Annotated in this window: 15 protein-coding genes; 8 read left to right on the top strand and 7 right to left on the bottom strand. The window is 46.7% G+C overall.

Going from position 1 to position 24444, the window contains the following annotated elements:
* Positions 1-214: 214 nt before the first annotated feature.
* Both CLV59_RS21965 and CLV59_RS28995 read right to left on the bottom strand, forming a co-directional pair.
* The gene (locus CLV59_RS21965) at positions 215-4645 is read right to left on the bottom strand and encodes an alpha-2-macroglobulin family protein (RefSeq protein ID WP_170137869.1); all 4431 of its coding nucleotides are present in this window, start codon (positions 4643-4645) and stop codon (positions 215-217) included.
* Positions 4596-6074 (bottom strand): hypothetical protein, encoded by a 1479-nt coding sequence (locus CLV59_RS28995; RefSeq protein WP_170137868.1) that lies wholly within the window; start codon positions 6072-6074, stop codon positions 4596-4598. Before CLV59_RS28995 ends, CLV59_RS21965 begins: the two co-directional genes overlap by 50 nt.
* A gap of 168 nt (positions 6075-6242) precedes the next feature.
* On the opposite strand from CLV59_RS28995, the gene CLV59_RS21960 reads away from it, so the two are divergent.
* A complete protein-coding gene (locus tag CLV59_RS21960) occupies positions 6243-7127 on the top strand; it encodes an NAD(P)-dependent oxidoreductase (RefSeq protein WP_211324006.1) in 885 nt (294 codons plus the stop codon).
* Here CLV59_RS21960 and CLV59_RS21955 read toward each other — a convergent pair whose 3' ends face one another.
* On the bottom strand, positions 7128-7505 hold the full coding sequence (locus tag CLV59_RS21955) for a winged helix-turn-helix transcriptional regulator (protein WP_111594239.1): 378 nt from the start codon (positions 7503-7505) through the stop codon (positions 7128-7130). It lies immediately after the preceding gene.
* A 164-nt stretch (positions 7506-7669) separates the two neighbouring features.
* Between CLV59_RS21955 and CLV59_RS21950 the strand changes: the two genes are divergently transcribed.
* From CLV59_RS21950 to CLV59_RS21940, 3 genes are all read left to right on the top strand, one after another.
* Complete coding sequence (locus tag CLV59_RS21950; RefSeq protein WP_211324005.1) at positions 7670-8551, top strand: ROK family protein; 882 nt, start codon at positions 7670-7672, stop codon at positions 8549-8551.
* Positions 8552-8788: 237 nt separating this feature from the next.
* A complete protein-coding gene (locus CLV59_RS21945; protein WP_111594238.1) occupies positions 8789-10060 on the top strand; it encodes a Gfo/Idh/MocA family oxidoreductase in 1272 nt (423 codons plus the stop codon).
* 11 nt (positions 10061-10071) lie between these two features.
* Positions 10072-13440, top strand: a complete 3369-nt coding sequence (locus CLV59_RS21940; RefSeq protein WP_170137867.1) for a family 16 glycoside hydrolase — start codon at positions 10072-10074, stop codon at positions 13438-13440.
* 207 nt (positions 13441-13647) lie between these two features.
* On the opposite strand, the gene CLV59_RS21935 is transcribed toward CLV59_RS21940, so the two are convergent.
* The gene (locus tag CLV59_RS21935) at positions 13648-14448 is read right to left on the bottom strand and encodes a M90 family metallopeptidase (protein ID WP_111594236.1); all 801 of its coding nucleotides are present in this window, start codon (positions 14446-14448) and stop codon (positions 13648-13650) included.
* A 25-nt stretch (positions 14449-14473) separates the two neighbouring features.
* Positions 14474-16093 (bottom strand): M28 family metallopeptidase, encoded by a 1620-nt coding sequence (locus tag CLV59_RS21930; RefSeq protein WP_245950923.1) that lies wholly within the window; start codon positions 16091-16093, stop codon positions 14474-14476.
* Between the two features lie 75 nt (positions 16094-16168).
* On the opposite strand from CLV59_RS21930, the gene rpiA reads away from it, so the two are divergent.
* A complete protein-coding gene (gene rpiA, locus CLV59_RS21925) occupies positions 16169-16852 on the top strand; it encodes a ribose-5-phosphate isomerase RpiA (protein WP_111594234.1) in 684 nt (227 codons plus the stop codon).
* Here the strand turns inward: rpiA and CLV59_RS21920 are convergent.
* On the bottom strand, positions 16843-18132 hold the full coding sequence (locus tag CLV59_RS21920) for an MFS transporter (RefSeq protein ID WP_111594233.1): 1290 nt from the start codon (positions 18130-18132) through the stop codon (positions 16843-16845). The two genes, rpiA and CLV59_RS21920, sit on opposite strands and share 10 nt — an antisense overlap.
* 246 nt (positions 18133-18378) lie before the next feature.
* On the opposite strand from CLV59_RS21920, the gene CLV59_RS21915 reads away from it, so the two are divergent.
* Positions 18379-18570, top strand: coding sequence for a cold-shock protein (locus tag CLV59_RS21915; protein ID WP_073086969.1), 192 nt, complete (start codon positions 18379-18381; stop codon positions 18568-18570).
* Between the two features lie 101 nt (positions 18571-18671).
* Here the strand turns inward: CLV59_RS21915 and CLV59_RS21910 are convergent, their stop codons facing one another.
* Complete coding sequence (locus tag CLV59_RS21910; protein ID WP_111594232.1) at positions 18672-19379, bottom strand: FadR/GntR family transcriptional regulator; 708 nt, start codon at positions 19377-19379, stop codon at positions 18672-18674.
* Between the two features lie 186 nt (positions 19380-19565).
* Between CLV59_RS21910 and CLV59_RS21905 the strand changes: the two genes are divergently transcribed.
* Positions 19566-22889 carry a SusC/RagA family TonB-linked outer membrane protein gene (locus CLV59_RS21905; RefSeq protein WP_111594231.1) on the top strand — a complete coding sequence of 1108 codons (3324 nt, stop codon included), beginning with the start codon at positions 19566-19568 and terminating at the stop codon, positions 22887-22889.
* 21 nt (positions 22890-22910) lie between these two features.
* Entirely contained in the window at positions 22911-24434 is a 1524-nt protein-coding gene (nanU, locus tag CLV59_RS21900; RefSeq protein ID WP_111594230.1) for a SusD family outer membrane lipoprotein NanU, read from the top strand.
* Positions 24435-24444: the final 10 nt, after the last annotated feature.

The raw sequence follows: 24444 nt of genomic DNA, 5'->3' as shown, positions 1-24444 counted from the left end.
AGACAAGGGAGTTGGATGCAAACATAAAATACTTTTTTTTAGCCAGAAATAATTAATGAGCGGGTTAAATCGTATATGGGTGGCAGTTAGATGGGGCGTTGAAAAGTTAATGAACTTTCCAAGTAGGAGGAGAATACGCCCAGACGGAGGCTGGTAATAGTTTTTTGGGGAAGAAATGGGCTCCCTGGAATCCGGGGAGCCCATTCACTTTTTCCTATTGGATGCGGATAGATTTCATTCCTTCATGTCCGTAAAACACCGGGAAGTACATCAGCTCTGCTCTTGCAGGATTTAGCTGGTAAGTACCGGTATATCGTGGCATTAGTTCCACCTGGAAATTAACCATGCCCTTGTTAAGATGTTGACAGAAAATAGTTACCTTCTCATAGTTATATTCCCTGTAGTCTTCATAATAGCCCTGGCGCTTGCTGTGGTAGGAGCAGCCGGCAGGAATAGGTACTTCTATCATTACAAAATCGGCCTCTCCTTTCACCTCTACACTTACCTGTAATGTAGCTGGTTCGCCGGCTTTAAGATAACCGCTGTGGTTTTCCTGGGAGAAGAAGGTACGGATTCTAAATGCATCGTCTTTGCGGACAGGTTCTGCATTGAAATGTTGCTGCCAGGAATTGAAGTAAACAGTTCTGTTGCCTGATTTGCGGACAGATACCGCGGTATTGCCTGGCAGAGCGGCAGCATAAGGAAAATCGGTGATCTCCCTGTTATTAATCGTCAGCACAGGCGCCGCAGTTTCATTTTCGCGGGTGACGTCGTCCCAGATGGTTTCCAATATGGAGGCCGACTCATACGTATTTCTCCAGGAGTGGGTGCCTCTTTGCTCCAATATCCATGTTCGGGTACTACGCAGCAAATCGTCATGACCGCCTTCTGCTTTCAGTATCCGGTATACTTGTAAGGTAGTCTGGAGTCGGTTCCCTATCAGGAAAATGCCATCATCGCCCCAGTAGGTATTACCCAGCATGGTTTTCTGAACGGCTTTGGTAATGAAACCGGTATTCACCGGCATACCGCTACGTTGTTGTAATCGGATTACCTGCAGCCATTGGTAACTGGTTAATTTGGCATTATTAAAAGTATCCATATAGGGACGGATGTTCATAGCCGGATTAATGTCCAGGAGTGTTTCCAGCATAGACAATCTGTTAGGGAGATCTTCTGGTATATGGGGCACAATCAGTCGCAGTACTTCAGGAGAGTATGATTTCGTTTTAAAGCCTTGCTGCGATGCCATATTCAATGCTTTTACGACATGCGCAGTAATCCAGTAGGTCGTTTGGTTTCCAGGCCACCAACCCCAGAGGCCAGCATCATTCTTCCCTTTTTCCAGGTGATCCATCAATTTTCGAATCATATCGTCATGCTTGAATGGAGTGTTCATTGCACGTGCCCATTTCCGCTTCAGCAACAGTGCCACGAGTTTGGATGCTGTTTGCTCATTACAGAGATATTTGTAGTTAATGAGATATTCTACTTCTTCCAGCAAGATGGGCATTGCAGTGGTACTGGCATATAGATGCAGTGCGCTGGTATCGCCGGAAGCGGGAATGTCTATACTCGTATCTCCTCTGAGCAAGAGGAACTTTCCGCTGGTCTCCATGGTACCTACCGGTAATACCGGAATGGCTTTGTATTCCCCATCATTCATATTCATATGGTTGGAGATCAGGAACGTAGCGCGTAAACTATCCGTATTTGTTACCAGCACAGGTGTGGTGGCAATGTTGGTAGTGGTCAGACTCACTTCTCCATCCAGCAATGACTGATCATTTACTTTGAGTTGACGGAGCAGATGAATGCTATCCGCGGCATAGTTGGTAATTTTCGTTAAAACACCCAATGTATCTCCAGCCAGTACAAATTTTGGTAGGGCGAGTTTTGCAGAAAGAGAGCGGAAGGCTTTGGTGGTAGCGGTGGTTCTGCCCGACAGTTTATTATCAGTCATGACCAGTGCATTGGTTTTCCAGCTGGTGATGTCGTCCGGGTAGGTAACGTCAAAGCTGGCCTCGCCATTTTCGTTGGTGCGTAGGCGTGGTTGCCAGAATGCGTCGTCCCGGAAATTTTGTCGCAGTCTGATTTTTTGCCCGGGTACCTCCTCTTCTGATTTACCATCGGATGATTTTTTGCCGGTGGTAGTAATCAGAATAACACCGTCCACACCATTAACGCCGTACAAAGCAGTAGCGCGATCTCCAGTAATGACATTAATATCTGCAATAGTGTTGGGGTCCAGGTCGGAGATGGAGCCATTATAGGGAGCTCCATCCACAAAGAGGAGAGGGGCATTCCCCAGGCCATTTAAATTTTGTGTTGACTTTAATCCACCTATGGCCACCTTGTCATTTGGTGCAGCCAGATTTCCGCCTCTTCTTGATGAGGAGGAAGATGCAGAACCAGTTGTCCTTGCTTCTCTCCTGGTTGCATATCCTGTTACTAACACTTCCGATAAAGTGGCCGTATATGGTTTTAAGGTAACATCTAATGTCTGCAAACCTGGAACAGGCAATGCTTTAGGCTGATAACCTAGCATGGTGAAAATGATAGTACAGGAGTCTGGAACCGGAAGCTTGTATTCACCATTCCCATCGGTAATGGCGCCACGGCTGGTACCCAGGAGATAAACTGTTACGCCTGCTAGGCCTGCTTTCTTTTCATCTGTTACTTTTCCAGTTAAAGTGTGGGTGTTGGAACGAGAAGCCTTAGGGAAAAAGTCGGTATAAGCCGTTCTATCAAGATATGATCTGCTGTAAGTAGTGGGAGTACTAGGCTCGTAGGGAGGATACTCAATAAAGGCACTCGCCTTTGTTCCATCCATAATGGCTTCATTCAGTCTGGTTCGCAGGTGGCTAATGGTATCTGTTTCCGCTAATACTTTCGGAGAAATATAATGATAGATACTCTGATAGCCATCTATTACTTTGAGACTGTCAAAGGCCACATAGCCTGTATTTTTCATAAGTACCACCACTTTATACAGCCCTTCATAGGAGTTGGGAACCGCTTCCATTATAGGGTCGCATAGGGTAATCCAATAAGGGTCCTTATGTTTGTAAATAAATATTTGCCGGATACTATCCCGGAAAGAGTTGTTAAACAAGAGCGTAAGATGGGAGGTATAGCCATACATTTTATGGGAGACCGACATATTCTCCAAATTGTTGAGGAGGGCTTTTTCCAGTTGATCGTAAGTCATCACTGTATCCTTTAAGGGAGGTGATGACAGGTCTTTAGCCAGCCGTTTGCTGAAGTAATCCCTACTGATATGCGCTTCCGTTTCTCTTACGAGGCCATTTTTGATCTCATGAAAGTAATTCGCCGCAGGTACAAATGACTGATGGATTTGTTTGCCAGAATGATAATAATACTCTTGGTAGTAATGTACATTTTTATAACCCGAATAATCGCTGAGATATTGACCGGAAAAAGGACCGATGAGGTCATTGCCATTGATAGCTGCTTTAAAAGGCAATGCATAACTGGTAGAAGCCCCGTAGATGTATCGCAGATAGTTATTATCGCTGGATAATAAAATCAGGTTGCTGTCTATTTGTTTCTTTTCCTTAGTGGTAAAAGTTCCTGGCTTGGAGAGGATACGGACGCCCGGAGAAGGTTTGTCTGCCGGCAGGCAAATAAACGTTTTCTTGCCCTCCGGAATATATACAGAGTCCACTATTACTTCTTCTGAGGCCGTGCGGATACGTATAGTATGATGGCCCGGATGTATCGGGAAGGAATAGTCATCTGTAGTGGTGGTACCGTAAACATATCGCAGGTCTTCATCTATCCACATCATGTGGGGTATCTGCGGCGTTCCTTTTTTAACAACGAAAGGCGCCACCTGTGTGATATCCAGGTCAACGGGCTCGAAATTATAAATCAGCCCTTCCGGATGGAAAAAACGGAAGTAAGGCAAGGTATCTAGTCCCAATATACTTTTCCATCTGGCCCAGTTCAGATTGCCTTCTACGGAAAATGCGCCGGGATTATTGGCTATGTAGCTGGAACCGACTCTTCTGATACGAGCCGTTGCCGCGCCATAATAGGGTATCTTGGGGTCCTCGGTTTTAAACTTAGAGGTATATGCAAATGCAGTGACATCCGCATCCTTTACGGGTTTGTTTTGGTAGTCGCGTACATTGACTGTCAGATGGGCTTTCCCTCCTGGCTGAATGATGCCCGGCGCCTGGATACTTACCTGTAGCAGTCGAGGAATGTCGTACGCATAGGAGACATTCTTACGTGCCACGCCGCCATAAATATATTGTGTTCTTACCGTGTAATGTTTATGGCGAAATGCCTTTGCCGTCCAGTAAATCTCCTGGCCATATCCTCTGTGGACGAGTTTATTGCCTGCATATACCTGGAACCATACTGGTATTTTAGATGGATTAGAGATGCTTACAAATACTGAATCCTGGCTGCGTTCGGCGGAAACATTGATAGCGGCATCGCTTGACTTCAGCTCATAGCTACCGGTTGTTTCTCCGGCTTTCACTTCATAGCCGGCTACATACGGACTGACAGGAATCTTTCCGGGCAGGCGCAATGTCATTTGACTTATGCTGTCGTGACGGGAATTACGAGCAGTAACTGTGGCTGACAGGAACTGGTTTCCCGTTTTCTTCATAATTAATTTCCAGGAAGTCGCCCTTTTTTTCGAACCGGATAGCAGCAGCTTCCCATTTATAATTAAGATGAAGGGTCTCATTCCGGTTGTCGTTACTGGAAGACTTTAGTACGCAATTTACACGGAGGGAGAGATCTGCTTTAGGGAAAATACTGTCGGGTAACGTCAGTATGGTTTCTCCTGTCGGCTCCAGCTGCAGGGTTGTTTCCCAAAGTTTAGAAGGTATAAAGGTGGCGCCGGGAGCATAGTTCTCGGAACGATCAATGATAACGTCAACGGATACACGACCGTCTAACACGGGAAGATCATTTTCATCGGTCGCCTTCAGAAATATTTTAATAGGTGTTCCTCGTTGATAGGTTGTTTTTTCGCTACGGATTTTAAAGATCAGTTCACTTAGTTCATACGCCTCGTAGTGGAAGTCTTTCGAGATCACTGGAAGTGGGCTCCTGTTTTTGCTCCGTGGCTTTTTAAGGCATAGGCTGTAGTCTTTATCCAGCTTCATTTTTAAGCCTTCGTTCTGTAGAAAACTGAACTCATAGGCGCCAGGTCGGTAGGGCGTAAGTTTGACCAGCATAGTATCAAATTGATCATTGTTGAACCATGCATATTTGGTGAGATGTAACTCAAGCGGGATGTTGATCGGATTTCCTTTAAGGTCAGTGATAAAAGCCTTCATTCGGATGGAGTCGCCAGGCTTGAATTTAGGTTTGTTGAATACCATGAATCCTGTCACTTTGCTCTCCATCTCCTCATCGTCATCATCATGCGGACGTCTGTAACGATGGTGTTGGAACCGTAAGAAGGAGCGGAGTTTCAGATAGCGGTATTTCAGTTGGCTCATCCGCTTTATTTTACGTTCTTTCGCATAGAAGTAATTGGCTACGCCATTACTTTTAATAGTAATAATATCGTCTTTGTGTCCGCCTTTCAGGATATAATAGTGGTTGTCGGGATCGAAGCGTAGTTTTTTATTGCCTAACCAAATACTGGCATTGGTCACCATTTGATCTTTATTATCCAGAACGGAAATAATCAGGTCATTTTGGTTATCCAGGATATGCATGCGTACGTTCTGTACGGGAGCATAAGTATATACCAGATGGTTATTCCTGGCGTAGACAGTAACGTAATTCCCTGCGGGAACATCCGCAGGCATTTCTTCATTTTGCTTCCAGGACCTGATAAAAGTGTGGAGGAGGCCATCGTTTACCTGAAATTCAGGAGCAGCAGTATTCTCCCGCTGGTAATAGTTTTGCTGTGAATAGGCAGTTTGGATAAGTGCGTCACGAAACAATTTACGCGCTTCCTGGTCGGTGATGCGAAAGAGGCCGACAGTTTCGCTGGTATTGGAACTGGTGGACAGCGATAGTTGGGCCTGGGTATGGCATGCCCATAGTAACAGGATAAAGGATAAAAGTTTTTTCATAGGCTGGTAACTGGGTTGGCGTTAATGTAGTGTATTTGCGGGAATCTACCATATCAAAAATAGAAGATTTCGTATATGGGTAGCCGTTATCTGTTATTTCAATAGTTTTTGCTAACTTTCCAAGTGTGTTTGTAAAACCTGATAGACTTTCACTTAAAGTAGATTATTATGCAAAAAATCGGATTTATTGGACTGGGAAACCTGGGGTTTCCTATAGCGGCTAATTTATTGAAGGCAGGGCATCAGTTGAAGGTGTATAATCGTACCCGTGAGAAGGCGAAGCCATTGGAGAAGCTGGGCGCAATTTTGGTAGACAGTCCTGCAGATGCTGCTGAAAAAGGCGGCATTGTGTGCACGCTTGTATCGGATGATGCTGCTGTCAGAGAGATTGCGAATGAGCAGTTCCTGCAGGCGCTTGGTCAGGGAGGTATTCATGTATCTATGAGTACGATATCTCCAGATACTGCGAATGAACTGGCATCCGGGCATAAGCAGTACGGAGTGCACTACGTGGCTGCTCCTGTATTTGCGAGGCCAGAGGCTGCGGAGGCAAAGGTGGGAAATGCAGTGATCAGTGGAGACGCAGCTCCAAAAGAACGCATCAGGTTCTTATTGGAAGATGGGTTTGCAAAGAATATTTTTGATGTAGGTCCAAAGGCAGGCAGTGCCAATGTACTCAAACTAATAGGCAACTTTATGATTGCCAGTTCTATGGAGTTGATGGCTGAATCCTTTGTGCTGGCGGAGAAAAACGGACTGGATGTAAAAGCGGCCTATGAAATGCTGACCACTACCTTGTTTACGGGTCCTGTTTTTCGCAATTATGGGGCTATGATTTTAAACAGGGAATTCGTAGGTAACCCAGCCTTCAAAGCGTCCCTGGGATTAAAGGATATAGACCTGGTCCTGGAAACTGCCCGCAGATCTTATACGCCCATGCCTATGGCAAATTTGGTGCATCAGCGATTGCTGACCGTACTCAGTAAAGGGAGAAGAGATGCCGATTGGGTAGCGCTGGCCACCGGCGCCATCAATGATGCAGGATTGAAATAATCATCCTGCTACCTTAATCGGAACTTCCTGCTCCTGCGGCATATGATCTAATCCCCAGGCAGACATGACCTCCAGAATGGGTTCCATAGAAAGTCCTAATGGAGTCAATTCATATTCTACACGTGGCGGCACTTCCGGGTAAATGAGGCGTTGTATCAGTCCGTCGTTTTCCATTTCGCGCAATTGCAATACCAGTACGCGTTCGGAAATTCCGTTGATGGACTTCTTTAATTCCGTATAACGCATCTTCCCGTCGAGGAGCCGCCATATGATCACAGGCTTCCACCTGTTACCGATAAGAGATAGCGTGAATACGGTACCACAGTCGCCTTTCAGCTGGCGCGCATTTATCGAATTGGTGGAGTTTTCTTTTTTCATACCTAAAACGCTGGTCCATGTAAAAGTAGGATTTTTTTAAGTACAGATAATAGGCGAAGGCCCCGCAATCCCGGTTGTAGAAAAATCTAACAGAAGAAAAAAAATATATTATATTTGTCCTCATCGCTAAAACGATTTAGCGATTAACCTGCATTTTTTAACATATGAAAAATTCCATGGCTGTAGGAGTGGATATAGGAGGGTCGCATATAACAGCGGCATTGGTAGATCTGGAAGACAGATCAATTATAGAAGGCACATGGCATCGGGAACGTATCAATGGAAAAGGAACTGTTGAAGAAATTATCGATGCATGGACAGCTGTTATCAAAGAAGTGGCAGCAGGATTAGAAGGAGAGAATATTGTAATCGGTATAGGGATGCCCGGCCCATTCAACTATGAAGATGGCATCAGCCTGATGCAAAACCAGGAAAAATTCGATGCGCTATATGGCCTGAATGTGAAAGAACTGCTGGCAGCTCGTTTGCATACATCACCCAAAAATATCCAGTTTATCAACGATGCCGGATGCTTCCTGCAAGGAGAAGGCTTCAGTGGCGCCGCCCGCGACTTTAAAAGCGCGATAGGCCTCACCCTGGGAACAGGACTGGGCTCTGCTACCTTCGATGGTCACCTGGCCAAAGATGCAGACCGCTGGTGCACCCCATTTAAAGCCAGCATCGCAGAAGATTATATTTCTACCCGTTGGTTTATTAAACGCTATGCGGAAATCACCGGCAGAACAGTGAAAGATGTGAAAGCATTAACGGAACTGATGGGGGAAGATACCCGCATCGCCGGAATATTTGAGGAGTTCGGAACCAACCTGGGCGAATTCCTTGTACCATTTATTCAGCAGGAAAGACCAGAAGTAGTAGTGTTGGGCGGTAATATCGCCAATGCAGCCGCACTGTTTACCCCTGCAGTCAACAACGTCCTTGATTCAAATAATATACACGTCCCATTGCGCGTAGCCATGCTGGGTGAATCAGCTGCCGTTATCGGCGCTGCCAGCGTATGGTATGGCGAAATCGTCAATGCGTAAACAGCATTAACGTCTCAACAACTATGTTTCAATAACGCCCGGCATCTGCCGGGCGTTAATTTTTTAGCGCCACCATTCATCACAATTATACAGCAATTACGCTGCTCTCCTTATATATTACAACTACAAATAGTGACCATGCGCGCTTTGATCTATTATCCAGTGAACACCTGATTGGCGAGCTATCACTTTATTGTACTGTATGCCCAATAATCCATCTGCTCAATTAAATTCCTTATGACTAAACAGAACAGTAATTCCAGGCGCTCCTTTATCCGGAATTCCCTTGGCGCACTGGCTGCTTTCACCATTGTTCCCCGCCATGTGCTTGGCCGCGGATTCATCGCGCCCAGCGATCAACTGACCAAAGCCGTGATTGGCGTTGGCGGCATGGGCCGCGGACATTTTGGCTACGCCGGTACCCGCGTAGTGGCCATCTGCGATGTGGATAGAGGCCACCTCCAAATGGCCATGGATCAGCTGAAAGATAAATCCGTAAAAACGTTTACGGATTACCGTGAGGTCATCACCCTGCCGGAAGTAGATATCGTACATATCGCGACGCCACCCCATTGGCACGGTATCATCGCGGCAGATGCCGCCCGCGCAGGCAAAGATATCTGGTGCGAAAAACCGATGACAGCCACTATCGGCGAAGGTAAACGCCTGGTGGAAGCCGTTCAGCAACATGGCCGCATCTTCCGCCTCAATACCTGGTTCCGTTTTGAAGATAACTTCTACGGCATGGGCACTACCGTTAAACCCATCAAAAAACTGGTGGAAAGCGGAATGCTGGGATGGCCGCTGAAAGTAACAGTGAGCAAACACACGGGGTTCGACTGGAAATTCTATTGGGTAGGTAAAACCAATCTGACGGAACTCCCCGTACCTGCAACATTAGACTACGACATGTGGCTGGGACCTGCGCCCTATAAGCCTTATAACCCACATCGGGTACACCAGACCTTCCGCGGTTACTGGGATTATGATGGAGGCGGACTCGGAGATATGGGACAACATTACCTGGACCCTATCCAGTACTTCCTCGGAAAAGATAATACCAGTCCGGTGAAAGTAGAAGTGGATGCGCCACAGCAACACCCCGACGCAGTTGGCACCTGGCGTAGAATTATCTATACCTACGCAGATGGTTGCCAAATCATACTGGACGGAGAAGGAAAGGATTCGCAAGCGGCTTACATCGAAGGACCTAACGGAAAATTATATCCTGGCTTCAGATCCACCATCCCTGACCTGGAAAAGAAACTGGCAGCATTCCCCGATCCGGTGCCACAACAAACCGATTTCGTAGAGGCAGTGAAACTGCGCCGCAAATTCGCGCTGAACGAAGAGAACGGGCACCGTTCCTGTACGCTGGTGAATATGGGAAAGATTGCGTTGCAACTCAACCGCAGTCTGGAATTCGATCCGGTGAAACAGGAGTTTATCAATGATGCGGGCGCCAATAGCCTGATTTTTCACCCCATGCGTGGGCCATGGACTATTTAATCAGACCAACGATGAAAAAAGTTACTTCCATAATAACGGCGTTGCTGGTCAGCAGTTGCCTGTATGCACAATCAGGCCCCGATCAGCGAACAGCTACTACCAAAATTGCGGATATCCTTGCCCGTTTCCCTGCAAATGGCCAGGCAGAACTGCAAAAGTATTGCAGTGAGATAGAAGCCTTAGGAGCAGATGGCATCTCCCAAATGACAGATATGCTGGTAGGCCCCAGAAAAGGAGATAATACAAAAACAGAGTATGCCCTGGCAGGCTATGCTTTTTATGTTACAGGGAAAGGATTAGAAACACAGCGGCAGACGGCTGCCCGTGCATTTACAACTGCATTAACGCATGCTGATGCTACTGAAACCAAAGCTTTCATTATCCGTCAACTGCAAACCTTAGCAGACCCTGTTGCCATTCCTGTATTACAACCATTGTTAGCCGATCAGCAACTGGCAGATCCTGCTGCCCGTGCACTGGTGAAAATCAATACAACGGAAAGTAAACAGGCACTCCTCCAGGCGCTGGCTACTTCAAAAGAATTAATACAACAGACGCTGGTGCAGGCTTTGGGAGACGCGAACTACTCGCCTGCAAATGCTGCCATCATGAAACTGGCTGCTACGGGAAGTCCCGATTTGCAAAAAGTAGCCCACTATGCATTGTCAAGAATAGCAGATCCGGCAGCAGGTACTGTGCTGAAAGCAGCTGCTGTCCGTGCCGGCTGGAACTACGACCATACCAATGCTACTGCGTCTTACCTGACCTGGCTTTCACAGCTCTCCGATAAAAAACAAGCGGCTACGCTGGCAACAGCCATACTGAATGATACCAAAACGCCAGCGCGCGAAAATGCCTATATCGCTGCACTGCAATTATTGGCAGATAATAAAGGGGAGACAGCCTTCCCTCAATTCCTCGCTGCTACCGCAGATCCCCGCGCTCGTGTAAAAGATGCCGGATGGAAATTGATCGGCAGGTATGCAAACGATCTGCAAGCGCCACAACAAGCCCTGGTGCTGAAACAGCTGAAGGCTGCAGATAACAATACAAAAGCCGCCGCCCTGCGTATTTTGGCAGATAAGAAAGTGCAATTCGCATTACCTGCGGCTACCGAAATGCTACAGGATAAGAACCCCGCTGTGAAAGCGGCCGCCGCAGATGCTGCTGGTCGTATAGGCGGCGCTGTTAGTCTCCCTGGCCTTATGGGCGCCCTGAATACCACAGATGCTACCACTGTATCGACTATACGTAATACGCTGCTGTTGCTACCCGGCGCAGCAACTACAAATGCCCTGGCATCCGTTTATCCTGGATTGACGAATGCTGGTAAAACGGCTGCTATAACAGTAATGGCAGAACGTCGGGATGTGAAATACAGTCCCTTCGCCCTGGATGCTGTCAACAGTTCAGACGTAGAGCTTCACAAAGCTGGACTAGATGCGCTGCGCTTCATGGCTACCGCAAAAGATATTCCCACACTGATGCAGTTGTTGAATAACGTTGCCGGTGAGGATGAAATCAAGGCGGTACAACAAGGCATTATCAGTGCTGGTATCGGCGCGGGCGACTTACAGCAATATATGCAACAGGCAGGACCTGATAAACAATCCCGTTACCTGGGAATATTGGCAGGTATTGGCAGTAAAGACGCGGTTCAGCAAACGGTAAATGCGTTTAATAACGGTAATGAGCAAACGAAATCAGCGGCTGTTACGGCCTTGACAGAATGGTCCAACGCCAATGCTGCACCTGCTTTGCTGGAAATTGCCCGCAACAAATCCCTGCCTGCCTACCAGGAACAGGCTCAACTGGGCTACCTCGTCATCGCCACTAAAAGTCAGCAACCCGCTGATCAGAAAGTACTGATGGTACGTAATATACTGGACCTGTCTCCTGGCGCGACAGTAAAACTGAAAGCCTTACAGGTACTGGATAAATCAAAATCCTACAATGGCTTACTGCTGGCCTCTCGCTATCTGGACGATCCCGCTACCGCTGCGGATGCAGCATTAGTGAGCATGAATATTGCACTGGCAGATAAATCCCTCGCCGGCCCGGAAGTGAAAGCTATCCTTGAGAAAGCAGCCGCTGGATTGAAAGGTGGAGATGCCGATTATCAACGTCAGTCTATTCGCAAATATCTGGCAGAAATGCCTGTTGGAGAGGGTTTTGTGCCGATGTTCAATGGAAAGGATCTCAGTGGCTGGAAAGGCCTCGTGGAAAATCCGTTGAAGCGTTCCAAGATGAATGATAAAACCCTCAAAGCTGCACAGAACAAAGCAGATGAAATCATGCGTAAAGGCTGGTCTGTGAAAGATGGCATGCTGGTGTTTAATGGAGAAGGAGATAACCTCTGCACAGAAAAGAAATTCGGAGATTTCGAAATGTTGGTAGACTGGAAGATCACCAGCAAGGGGGATGCAGGCATCTATTTGCGCGGTTCCCCACAGGTACAGATCTGGGATACCTCCCGTGTAGATGTAGGCGCACAGGTAGGTTCCGGCGGTTTATACAACAACCAGACCCATGAAAGTAAGCCGCTGAAACTGGCAGACAACGCCATCGGCGAATGGAACCATTTCCGTATCATCATGAAAGGCGACAGAGTGACCGTCTATCTGAACGGACAACTGGTGACCAATAATACTATCCTGGAAAACTACTGGGATCGCGGACTACCTATCTTCCCCGAAGAACAGTTAGAATTACAGGCACACGGCACCAATGTAACTTACCGCGAATTATACATCCGCGAAATTCCGCGTCCACAGCCCTCTGTACTGAGCGAAGAGGAACAAAAAGCGGGATATAAACTACTGTTCGACGGTACCAATATGCATGCATGGACAGGTAATACCACCGATTATGTAATGGAAGATGGCAACATGGTCATTTATCCTAAAATGGGTGGTCACGGCAACCTATATACGAAAGACGAATACAAAAACTTTTCTTTCCGCTTTGAATTTCAACTGACACCCGGCGCCAACAATGGCGTAGGTATCCGCGCGCCACTGGAAGGAGATGCCGCGTATAATGGCATGGAAATTCAAATTCTGGACAATGATGCAGACATCTATAAAAAGCTGCACGAATACCAGTATCATGGTTCCGTATATGGCGTAATCCCTGCCAAACGCGGCTTCCTGAAGCCAGTAGGAGAGTGGAACCAGGAAGAGATCATTGCCAACGGAACCCGCATCAAGGTCATCCTGAATGGAGAAGTGATTTTGGATGGCGATATCGCCGATGCCAGAGATCATGGAACTTTAGATCATAAAGAACATCCAGGGTTAAAGAATGAAACCGGACATATCGGATTCCTGGGACATGGAGATGTGGTGCGGTTCCGGAATATAAGAGTGAAGACGTTATAATTTTTATGCTCGCAAAGCAGCAAAGCAGCAATGGATATTATTATCTTGGTGCTATTTTGTTGATAGCACTGATTATGTAATGATGTTATTTAAGCACCCAAAAAAGTGGACTCAAATAAACAACAAAATTTCATCCTTTGCTGCTTTGCCTCTTTGCTGCTTTGCGTGAAATACATCCGCTGAAAGGCGCCGAAGGCGCCACATTCCTTATGAAGCAGTTTCCGGATGCTGATGATTAGCGGCAGGGTCCTGTTGGAATATGCGTGACAGCATCTTGTATAACTCCGGATGTTTCTCTTGCAGCAAATCCGGACGTTCGAAGAAATATTCTGATATCACGGCAAAGAATTCGCCTTCATTGGTAGCGCCGTAAGGATTGATATCTGTATGGCCGGCGTCCATCTGCTGAATGGTTTGATGTACTAGCTTTAACCATGGAATACTGTAGCTGTGTTCAATCAGTGCCCGTGGTACGCCATCCACAAAGCCATCCGTTTTATCCAGCAGATGTACAAATTCATGAATCGCCGTATTACTCTTATCAGTAGTATTGGAGAAGCCTTCGTGCAATGCAGTTCGGGAAAGCATCATCTGGCCGTTTAAAGGACCGCTGCCTACCATCCCCATAATATTTCTCCGATTTCCTTCATACTGGTAGCTTTCATTGAATGTATCCGGATAGACAATCACATTGCTCAGATTAAAATACTCCCAGTCTTTAAACCCGAAAATGGGGATAATAGCGCTGGCAGCCACAAGTACGCGATCGAGTGGTTCTAAGGTAATACCTACCCCTTCGATGGTAGTACGCTTAAGGAAACGTGTTACTTTTTCACGGAATCGCTGTTTGTCCACCTCATCCAGTTGCTGATAGTATCTTACATGCTGTTGCAGTAATGCATCATAGCTATCCGGCACATTGCCGTGTAATACGCGGCGTCGGATGAAAACATTCCTGATATAGAGAAATAATATCAGTCCCATCATAATCAGTCCAAACAATACCATCTTACAGTCTCCTTATTTATTCTTTTTATTTTCTGAGTGATTTAAATTCTGACCCGGGCTTCCATTTAGGGAACGTGGTCTCATTGCTCAATGTATAACCAATATCAAACAACAGCCGTGTGTCTTCCACCATACCATCTAATATCCAGGTGTTGGGATCAAACTCATCTTTGGGTGAGTGATAACGTTCACGGTTATACGTTGCTATCTGCTCTGCAGCCCAACCTGGTTCATGGCCGATGGCATCTGTACCCGGACCTATATACAGGCCTGGAATGCCCTTCTTTGCAAAGTTAAAGTGATCTGAACGAAAGAACCAGCCACCTTCCGGATGATTATCCGGAGCCGTTACCCTGCCTTGTTTGGCAGCGGCGCGGGCTGCATATTCGTCCAGCTCTGATTGTCCTAATCCATAAATGGTGATATCGCGGGTACGTCCGAAATAGTTCATCACATCCAGGTTGATATCTGCTACTGTTTTAGCAGGAGCAAATACCGGGTGAGACGCGTAGTATTCTGACCCAAGCAGTCCTTGTTCTTCGCCGGTTACTGCCAGGAATAACACAGAACGTTCCGGCTTCTGTTTCAACTTTGAAAAGGCAGTAGCCAGTTCAATAACTCCTGCCGTACCACTGGCGTCATCTACCGCGCCATTGTAAATGGAATCTCCCTTTATCGCTTCTCCTATACCAAAATGATCCCAGTGAGCGGAATATACCACCGCTTCCTGCGGCCGTTTTGTACCCGGCAGAATTCCCAATACGTTATGAGAAGTTGATTTTTTGATGGTATTATTAATCACCATGGATGTTTGGAGATGCAGGTCTACCGGCTTGAAACCTTTCTTTTTAGCCTGGTTCATGATATCCGGGGAGATACCGGCCAGCGCAAACATTTTGCGGGCGGATTCCTGAGATATCCAGCCTTCCAGGATGGTGCGCGACATATTATTATCCGGCGTCTGTAAATATAGTTTGGAATTGGACCAACTGCTGCGCACTACTTTCCAGGGATAGCTGGCAGCGGCAGTTTCATGAATAATGATACAGCCGGCGGCTCCCTGACGGGCAGCTTCTTCAAACTTATATGTCCACCGACCGTAGTAGGTCATGGTTTTCCCTTTGAAGAGCGTGCTGTCTGCAAAGCCCGGGTCATTCACCAATACTACTACCGTTTTGCCTTTCACATTCAATCCCGCATAGTCGTTCCAGTTATATTCCGGCGCTACAATGCCATAACCGGCAAATACCAGTTCGGAATTTTTTAGCTGTACCTGGTTTTGTACACGCCTGGTTGCAGCTACAAAATCTTCCAGGTATTGGAGGGAAATACTATCATTTTTCCCTTTGATCACCAGCTGGTCGGCCGGTCTGGAAGCGATATTGACCATAGGCACTTCCTGGAAATAGCTGTTGCCGTTACCGGGTTTCAGTCCCAGTTCCTTGAATTGTGCCGCAATATATTGTATGGCGCTGTCTTCCCCGCGGGTGAATGGTCTGCGGCCTTCGAAGGCATCTGAAGCCAGTTTACTGATATGTTTGGTAAAACCGGCAGCATTAATGGCCTGGGCAGCCTGGTTTTCTTGCGCTGAGGCAGAAAGTTGGCCAATGGTAGCTGCCAGCAGTAGCAGTGGTAGTGTTCTCAAAGCAAAATATTTGGTCAAAAATTAGTTGAGTTCGGCAAGATTTCCAAATCGGGTGTGTGACTTATATTTGTTGTCATGCAGATAAATATCGCAAAAAAAGCTGCGGCCGACAAAGCCGCCACTTTTATAGAACCCGGAATGACGGTGGGACTGGGAACAGGCAGCACCGCGTATTATGTCATTATGCGGATAGGAGAGATGGTGAAAGAAGGTCTGGAGATACGGGCCGTCGCCACTTCCGTGGAATCGGAGCAACTGGCGAAGGCGCAGGGTATTACTATAGTGCCTTTTGCAGCAATCTCCGGTATAGACATCGATATTGATGGCGCCGATGAAACAGATATACAGTTGCGGCTCATCAAAGGAGGAGGCGGGGCCTTACTTCGCGAGAAGATCATAGCGGCGGCTGCTGGTCGTATGATCGTGATTGCGGATGAAAGTAAACTGGTGTCGCAATTAGGGAAATTTCCTTTACCGGTAGAAATTATTCCTTTTGCCCATGAGCTAACCATGCATCAGTTGGAGAAGCTGAAAGTGGCGCCGGTCTTGAGAACCCGCGAGGGACAATTATTTATCACGGACAATGGCAATTACATTGCAGATTGTCATATCGGGGAGATTGCTGCTCCGGAAAAGCTGCATGCACAGTTGAACGATATTCCGGGAGTGGTGGAGAATGGGCTGTTTATAGGCCTCGCCAGCACCCTGATAATAGGAACGGATGCCGGCGAAGTACGTATTTATGGGCGTCAGGACTGAGTATCCTTATCCAGCCAGGATGTTTTTCGGGTATCTTTTGAAAACACGTATACCATTAAGGAAATGAAAATGCATGCGGTTACATACCAATAGTAACCGGATTCAATTCCTTGTTTTTTGAAGTATAGTGCCAATGGCTCTGCGGTTCCGCCGAAAATCGCCACGGTGATCGCGTAGGGGAAACCCACTCCGAGCGCACGTATCTCCGCAGGAAACAATTCTGCTTTCACCACTGCATTAATAGAGGTATAACCAGTTACAATCAGCAGCGCTGCTAGTATCAGCCAGAAGGCTTCCCAGGCGGAGGTCGCGTGACTGAGTGCCGTCAGAATAGGGACGGTGAAAAGCGTACCTGCAATCCCAAAGGCAGTAAGGATAGGCTTTCTGCCAATTTTGTCAGATAAGAGTCCCGCTAAAGGCTGTATACAGGCGTAGATCAGCATGAGGCAGAAAGTGAGGGTGGTAGCGCTTTCAATACTCATCTTAACGGTGTTGACGAGGAATTTCTGCATGTAGGTGGTATAGGTATAGAACGCAACTGTACCTCCAAGAGTAAGTCCAGCTACCGTAAGCACCGCTTTGGGATGTTTGGTAAACAGCGCGCGTACAGAGCCCTGTTCTTTAGATTTTTGTTCTTTATCAAAGGAGGTCGACTCCTGCATGCCTCTGCGTAGATACAATACTGTAACTGCCAGCAATGCCCCTATGAAGAAAGGAATACGCCATCCCCATGTGTGGAGGTCTTCGGGGCTTAGAAATACTTTTTGTAATAATATCTGTACGCCAAGGGCCAGTAACTGGCCGCCAATCAGCGTTACATATTGAAAGCTGGAATAGAAGCCTCTGCGATTGGAGGTGGCTACTTCACTCAGATAGGTGGCGGAAGTGCCATATTCTCCGCCTACACTGAGTCCCTGGAGCAATCGGGCTAATGTTAGGCAAACTGGCGCCAGCACACCTATCTGGGCAAATGAAGGCGTACAGCAGATCAGGAGAGAGCCGAAAGACATGAGCAATACGGAGAGTGTCATGGCGGTTTTACGCCCTTGCCTGTCGGCAATACGGCCAAATAACCAGCCGCCGATGGGACGCATAAGGAAGCCTACTGCAAAGATGGCTGCCGTATTAAGGAGCTGAGCCGTGTAGCTACCTTTAGGAAAGAAGACAGGCGCAAAGTACAGGGAAAAGGTAGAGTAGATGTACCAATCGTACCATTCTACCATGTTTCCGGCAGAGCCGGTGAGTATGGCTTTAATGCGCCAGGAATCAGGATGCTTCATATATTCTGCTAAAATATATTTAAAAGCGCATAAAAAATTGGGTTAAATACGGTATGTTAAAAAAGAAAAAAATTAGGATAGTATTTAGATATGACCTATCTTCGTCAGGCTTCTTAAGAATATTGTATTTCAATTCTGTTCGTAATCTTCACTTTTTACATACAGCTTTCTTACTTTTTTCTTGTAGGTGCACAGCGAGCCGGCTGTAACATGGCGAGAATATATTAACTTTTAAAAATTTATTAAATGCAAACAGGTGTTGTAAAATTTTTTAATGAAACTAAAGGTTTTGGCTTCATTAAAATCGAAGGTACGAATCAAGAAATCTTTGTTCACGTATCTGGTATTAAAGAAAGCATCGGCGAGAATGACCGCGTAGTATTCGACGTGGAAGAAGGCAGAAAAGGTCCGAACGCTGTTAACGTAAGATTAGCATAACATTATTTCAGATAATAGTTTTGTCACTTAAGAAAAAGACCTGCTGAAAAGCGGGTCTTTTTTTATGCCCATAAATGTAGGCGGGTAGTATGTTTGAGCCGTTATTCGAAAATGCGGGCGAAATGATTTTCCAGGTGATTACGCATGGCATTGCGGAGCATTTCTGCAGATCCGTTTTCAATGATTTCCACGAGTCCTCTGTGGGAAACGAACTTTTTGGTTTTAGGCATTTTCTTTAGGAGGCCGCTGCGGTGTACATAATCAAATACAGGCAAGAGCATTTGCTGGAAGCGTTTGAGTACCTGGTTGCCGCTGATTTCATATAATTTGCCATGGAATTTAATTTCCTGTTCAATCTGGAACAGGTGCTGATCTGCAATGGCCGGTTCATGGGCCACGATGGCTTTCAGATCTTCAATATCCTTGGGAGTAACCCTTTCCATGATAAAGTCTGCCATACCTATTTCGAGGGCAAGACGCATCTCAAAAATCTCTCTGAGCGTGTTTTTATCCATGATTTCAGGATAAAGACTTTTCTCCAAAAGTCCTGTCAGATCAGGATTGGTGAGCACAGCCCCTCTCTTCTTCTTTGTTTCTATCAGTCCCAATGTCTTCAGCCTGGTGAGGGCTTCTCTGACTACTGTTCTGCTCACACCCAGTAAATCCGCCAGTTCCAGCTCTTTCGGGATAGAATCTCCCACTTTGAAATCCTTGCTGATAAGAAGGTCTATCAGCTTACGTTCCACTTTGTCTACCAACGAGCTGGTATCAATCGTTTGCAGACTTTTCGATACTTCCAGGGCACTCATATAATGTCGTACTTAATTATTTTGATAAAACGGCGATGATGGCTTGTTTTTACACAGCTTCATCAAATTTATAAAGGTTTTCGGAATATAAAAAAGTAAAAAATACTTGGTTAATTAAAATTGTTTCCTACTTTTATTGTGCATTATGTAATACATAATACAATTTCTGAAGCCTAAATGTCCGTTATGAAACGTTTTTTAATCAACCAGAAAAAAGGGCTGTTTTTACTGATCGGCCTATGCTATGCCACCGTTTCCCTGGCTCAGTCACGCAAAATCACGGGCCACATCATCGCCCGCGAAGATCAGTCGCCACTCATTGGCGCCACCGTTAGCGTGAAAGGTACCAGCAGAGGTACACAGGTACAACCAGACGGTTCTTACTCTCTACTCGTCAATCCCGGCGAGATCATCGTAATCCGGTATACTGGCTATCTCCCGCAGGAAATTACCGTAGGGGAAAAAGCAGAGATCAACGCCAGACTGGAACAAGATGTACAGAAAATGAATGAAGTAGTGGTAGTGGGTTACGGTACACAATCCCGCCGCAGCGTTACCACTTCTATTGCCAAACTAGACAAGGAAGTACTGGCCAACGCTCCCAGAGCCAACGTGGGAAGCGCCCTCCAGGGAACAGTGTCCGGCCTCCAGGTGGTAAATGCCACCGGCCAGCCAGGCGCCACGCCAGTGATCATCCTCCGCGGCGGCGCTTCTATTAATAGTCCCGGTAGTCCGCTCGTACTGGTAGATGGCGTTATCCGTTCCTATGCCGACGTACCCGCGGAAGATATCGCCAGCGTGGAACTGCTCAAAGATGCCGCCGCTACTGCGATCTATGGAGCGCGCGCCAACAACGGTGTGATCATCATCACTACCAAACAAGGTAAATCCGGCGTGGCACAAGTATCCTATAAGTTTACCGGCGGCTACAACAAAGCCCGCGAAGGATACAAATACATGGGGGCGAAAGATTATATCTACTATACCCGCCTCGGCTATCTCAACGCCGGCCGTACGCTCAGCCAGGTGAATACTTCCCGCGGTATGGGCCTGTCTACCAATCCTGCCGACCTGGCATCGTTTGATATCCGCCAGTATAACGCCTCTACGGCGAATCTCCTTACCAAAGGCTGGGATACTGTAGGCGATCCTTATGGCGGTACCATCATCTTTAAAGATCATGGTGGCGAAATCGAAAACCTCGTTTTCCGTAACACCTATACGCAAGACCATTACATCAATGTTACTGGTGGAAACGATAAAGGAAAATACTTCGCGAGCTTCGACTACTACAAAGAAGATGGGGTAATCGTTGGTTCGGGATACAAACGTTTTTCCGGAGATGTGAACGGCTCCTATAAAGTGAAACCCAACCTGGAAGTGGGTACAGGCGTAACAATGTCTACTGCTTCTCAATTGGGCGTACTGGCAGGCGAAGTCAATTCGCTCTACCGCAGTCTCGCTATCTGGCCAACTTTCAATCCATGGCTGGATTCCGCTAAAACAATGCCTAATCCAGGCAACAGCGCTTCCGACGGAAATCCGCTCTACTGGCTGCAGAAAACGAAACGCAGTGCGGAAGTGAATCGCATCTCCGCCAATGCTTTTGTTAAATGGGATCTGTTACCAGGACTTTATTTCCGCGGTACCGCAAATATGTATCTCTTCGAAAATCTGAATCAATCTTTCCAACAGGCTACGCAAACGTATGCGAATATTTTTGCAAATCCGCCCTCATTCAGCAATACGAAAAGAGAGTCCATCACCGGCTTCAGTCGCGATTTCCAGCAACAATATAATGGTATCCTGAACTATACGAAAACCTTTGCAGACAAACATGATCTGTCTGTTATGCTGGGTACGGAATATTTCGGCGTTAAATCACTGGGATTGCAGGTAGACGGCCTCAACGCGCCAACGGATGATATTCCTACCGCCAACGCCTCTACGACGTTTAATCCAACTACGTCTTCCACTAATCTGAATAATAATTATACGACGCAGTCCCAATACCGTATTATCTCTACATTTGGCCGACTCGCATACAACTACGATCAGCGCTACTTATTGACAATGGTGTTCCGTCAGGATGCAGTGTCGAGTCTGGCGAAAGCTAACCGCTCCGGCTTTTTCCCTGGCATGTCTTTGGGCTGGAATCTCCACAACGAAGCATTCTATAAAAATGCCAACATCAGTCATATCATCAGTACTGTTAAACCGCGCGTAAGCTATGGCGTAAACGGGAATGTGGCAGGTTTAGGTAGATACGATGTACAAGGGGTTTACAGTCTCCAAACAAATTACAACGGGCTCGCAGGATTCCTGAATACCGCTATGCCTACGCCTAATCTGCACTGGGAGAAAAGTAAAACAACAGACATTGGCGTAGATCTCGGTTTCCTTGACAACCGCATTACGCTGTTGTTTGATTATTATAACAGGAAGACAAGCGACCTCCTGACCAATCTGGCCCTTCCCAGCTACGTTGGCTATGATTTCGTAAAAACAAACCTCGGCACCTTTCAGAACAAAGGATACGAGTTCGAAGTAAATGCGACCGTACTGCAATCAAAAAGTGGGGTGCGACTCACAGTAGGCGCCAATGCGTCTTTCGTGAAGAATAAAATCCTCCAGTTACCATACAATGGAAATGCCAACAACCGTCAGGGCGGCTTCCAGGTTTATGATGATAAAACAGGTAACCTCATATGGGTAGGCGGTTTGCAGGAAGGTCAAACCTTAGGTGATATCTACGGCTACAAACAAGTATCTATCTTCAGAGATGATAAAGACATCAGTGACCACGCTGCCAATCGTTATGATGCCGTTGCCAAAATAACGGGATCGGGTCTGCCCGCAGGGCCAAACGGTCATATCACTCCCGGTGATGTGAACTGGCTGGATAAAGACCGCAATGATACCATCGACTCTAGAGACCAGGTGTATTTAGGAAATATTTATCCTAAATGGACAGGCGGTTTCAATGCACACCTTTCCTATAAAGGCATCTCTTTATATACCCGTTTCGAATTCGCTACCGGCCATACTATCTACAACGACCTTGTAGCGCGCACTTTGGGCAACTACCAGGGAACCTTTAACTATATTGACTTACAGAAGCAAGCATGGTCGCCAACCAACACGGTAACGGATATACCAAAAGTATACTTTGCAGATCAGGTAGCAGGTTCCAAACAGAACTATACCCGCGCCAACAACGCGAATGCGGTACTGAATGGCAATAATTCAAACTTCTACGAGAAAGGCGATTACCTGGCTTGCAGGGAAATAACCCTGAGCTATGAACTGCCGAAAGCCTTACTCCAACGCACACACGTTTTCTCTGCCAGCAGAATTTATATGAGCGCCAACAACCTGTTTTATCTGACGAAATTCAGCGGTCCTTCTCCGGAAGCGCCTATCGACGGCAGTGGTAGTATCAGCGGGGTGTATATGGGTACTTATCCTACCCCTAGAACCTATGTGCTGGGAGTACAGGTTTCATTTTAATCATCTTTCAATTCTACTGTAATGAAAAAGTATATCTTCTTAATACTGGGTCTGGCAACTCTATCGCAAGCCTGCTCTAATAAACTGGACCTGACGCCGGTTAGCTCGCTCAGTAATGACAGCTACTGGAAAACTGCTGACCAGTTTGATGCCTTTGTTACCGGCGTACACAGCGCCTTCAGAAATAATAACAGCGCCTTTCAGTCGCTCGGTGAAATGCGCGCAGATATCTTCGGCACAGAAACAGTGCTGGGCCCATCTTTCACAGGAGAAGCTACGCAAGGCGCTGAGCGTATGTGGTTACAAACGATGGACCTGGATCAGCCAGGAGTAAGCAATTTCGGAGGGTTCTATTTTAATATTAATCAGCTGAACTTGTTGATCAGCAAAACCGCTACCACCAATCTGCTGACAACCGCGAACCGCAACTACTACCTTGGTATTGGCTATGGCATGCGTGCTTTCTATTATTTTCAATTACTCCGCTCCTGGGGAAATGTAATTTTACAGACTACGCCGAGTACTTCCGTAGATATTTCCAATCTCGCCAAAGCCGCCAGCAGTGCAGATGATGTGATGAAGCTGATTAAAGCGGATATCGATAGTTCATTGAACAACTTTGGAACAGATTATTCTTTCCGTAACCAGAAAGGATTTTGGTCTAAAGCCGCTTCCCAAATGCTGAAGGGCGAAGTCTACCTCTGGACCAGCTACCGTGGCGGCGGGGCAGGAGATGCAACTATTGCTAAAAATGCATTGACAGATATTCAAACCAATGTGCCCGCTCTCGGATTGGTAGATAATTTCACGGATGTGTTCTCCAGCGCCAACAAAGGGAATAAAGAAATCATTTTCGCTATCCGCTATAAGCTGAATGAAGCGACGATGTCCTTTGTACCAGGACAGTTTGTGCCACAGTCGGGCCTGATCGCCAATTTCTACGATTCCCTGGGCAACCGTCAGTTTGATGTGACCACCGATAACTGGGGCGGCTTATTACGTGCGCCTGTGCGGGTAGCCACTTTCCGTCAGTACGACGACAAGGATTCCCGCAAGTGGGCGACTATCCAACCCGCCTATACGAAATCTGCTGGCGTATACTCCATTGTGGGGGCTTTTGCCAAAAAGTATCCTGGAGAACAGAATGCAGGCGCAAGAGCATTTACCAATGATTTTCCTGTTTATCGTTATGCAGACCTGCTGTTATTATTGGCAGAAGCAAAAGTTATCCTGGGACAAAGTCCGGCTACAGAAATCAATTTGGTGCGTACCCGCGCTTTGGGTGCAAATTATTCTAACGCATACGCCTATCCGAACCAGGCAATAGACACCGATGCCAAAGAGGCTATTCTGAAAGAACGCTTACTGGAATTCATTTTCGAAGGTAAGCGCTGGTACGATCTGCGCCGGATGGGCGATAATTACGTGTATAAATACACCACAGTGAAACCTACCGAGGCCTATAAACTATTGTGGCCGATCGACAGAAACTCGCTGACCAACAATCGTAGTCTCGTTCAGACACCCGGCTATGCGCAGTTTTAAGGGAATTTTT

This window comes from Chitinophaga dinghuensis (genome assembly GCF_003259435.1).
Lineage (GTDB): Bacteria > Bacteroidota > Bacteroidia > Chitinophagales > Chitinophagaceae > Chitinophaga > Chitinophaga dinghuensis.
The sequence above is the reverse complement of the archived record's forward strand: the minus strand, read 5'-3'. Positions and strand labels throughout refer to the sequence as shown.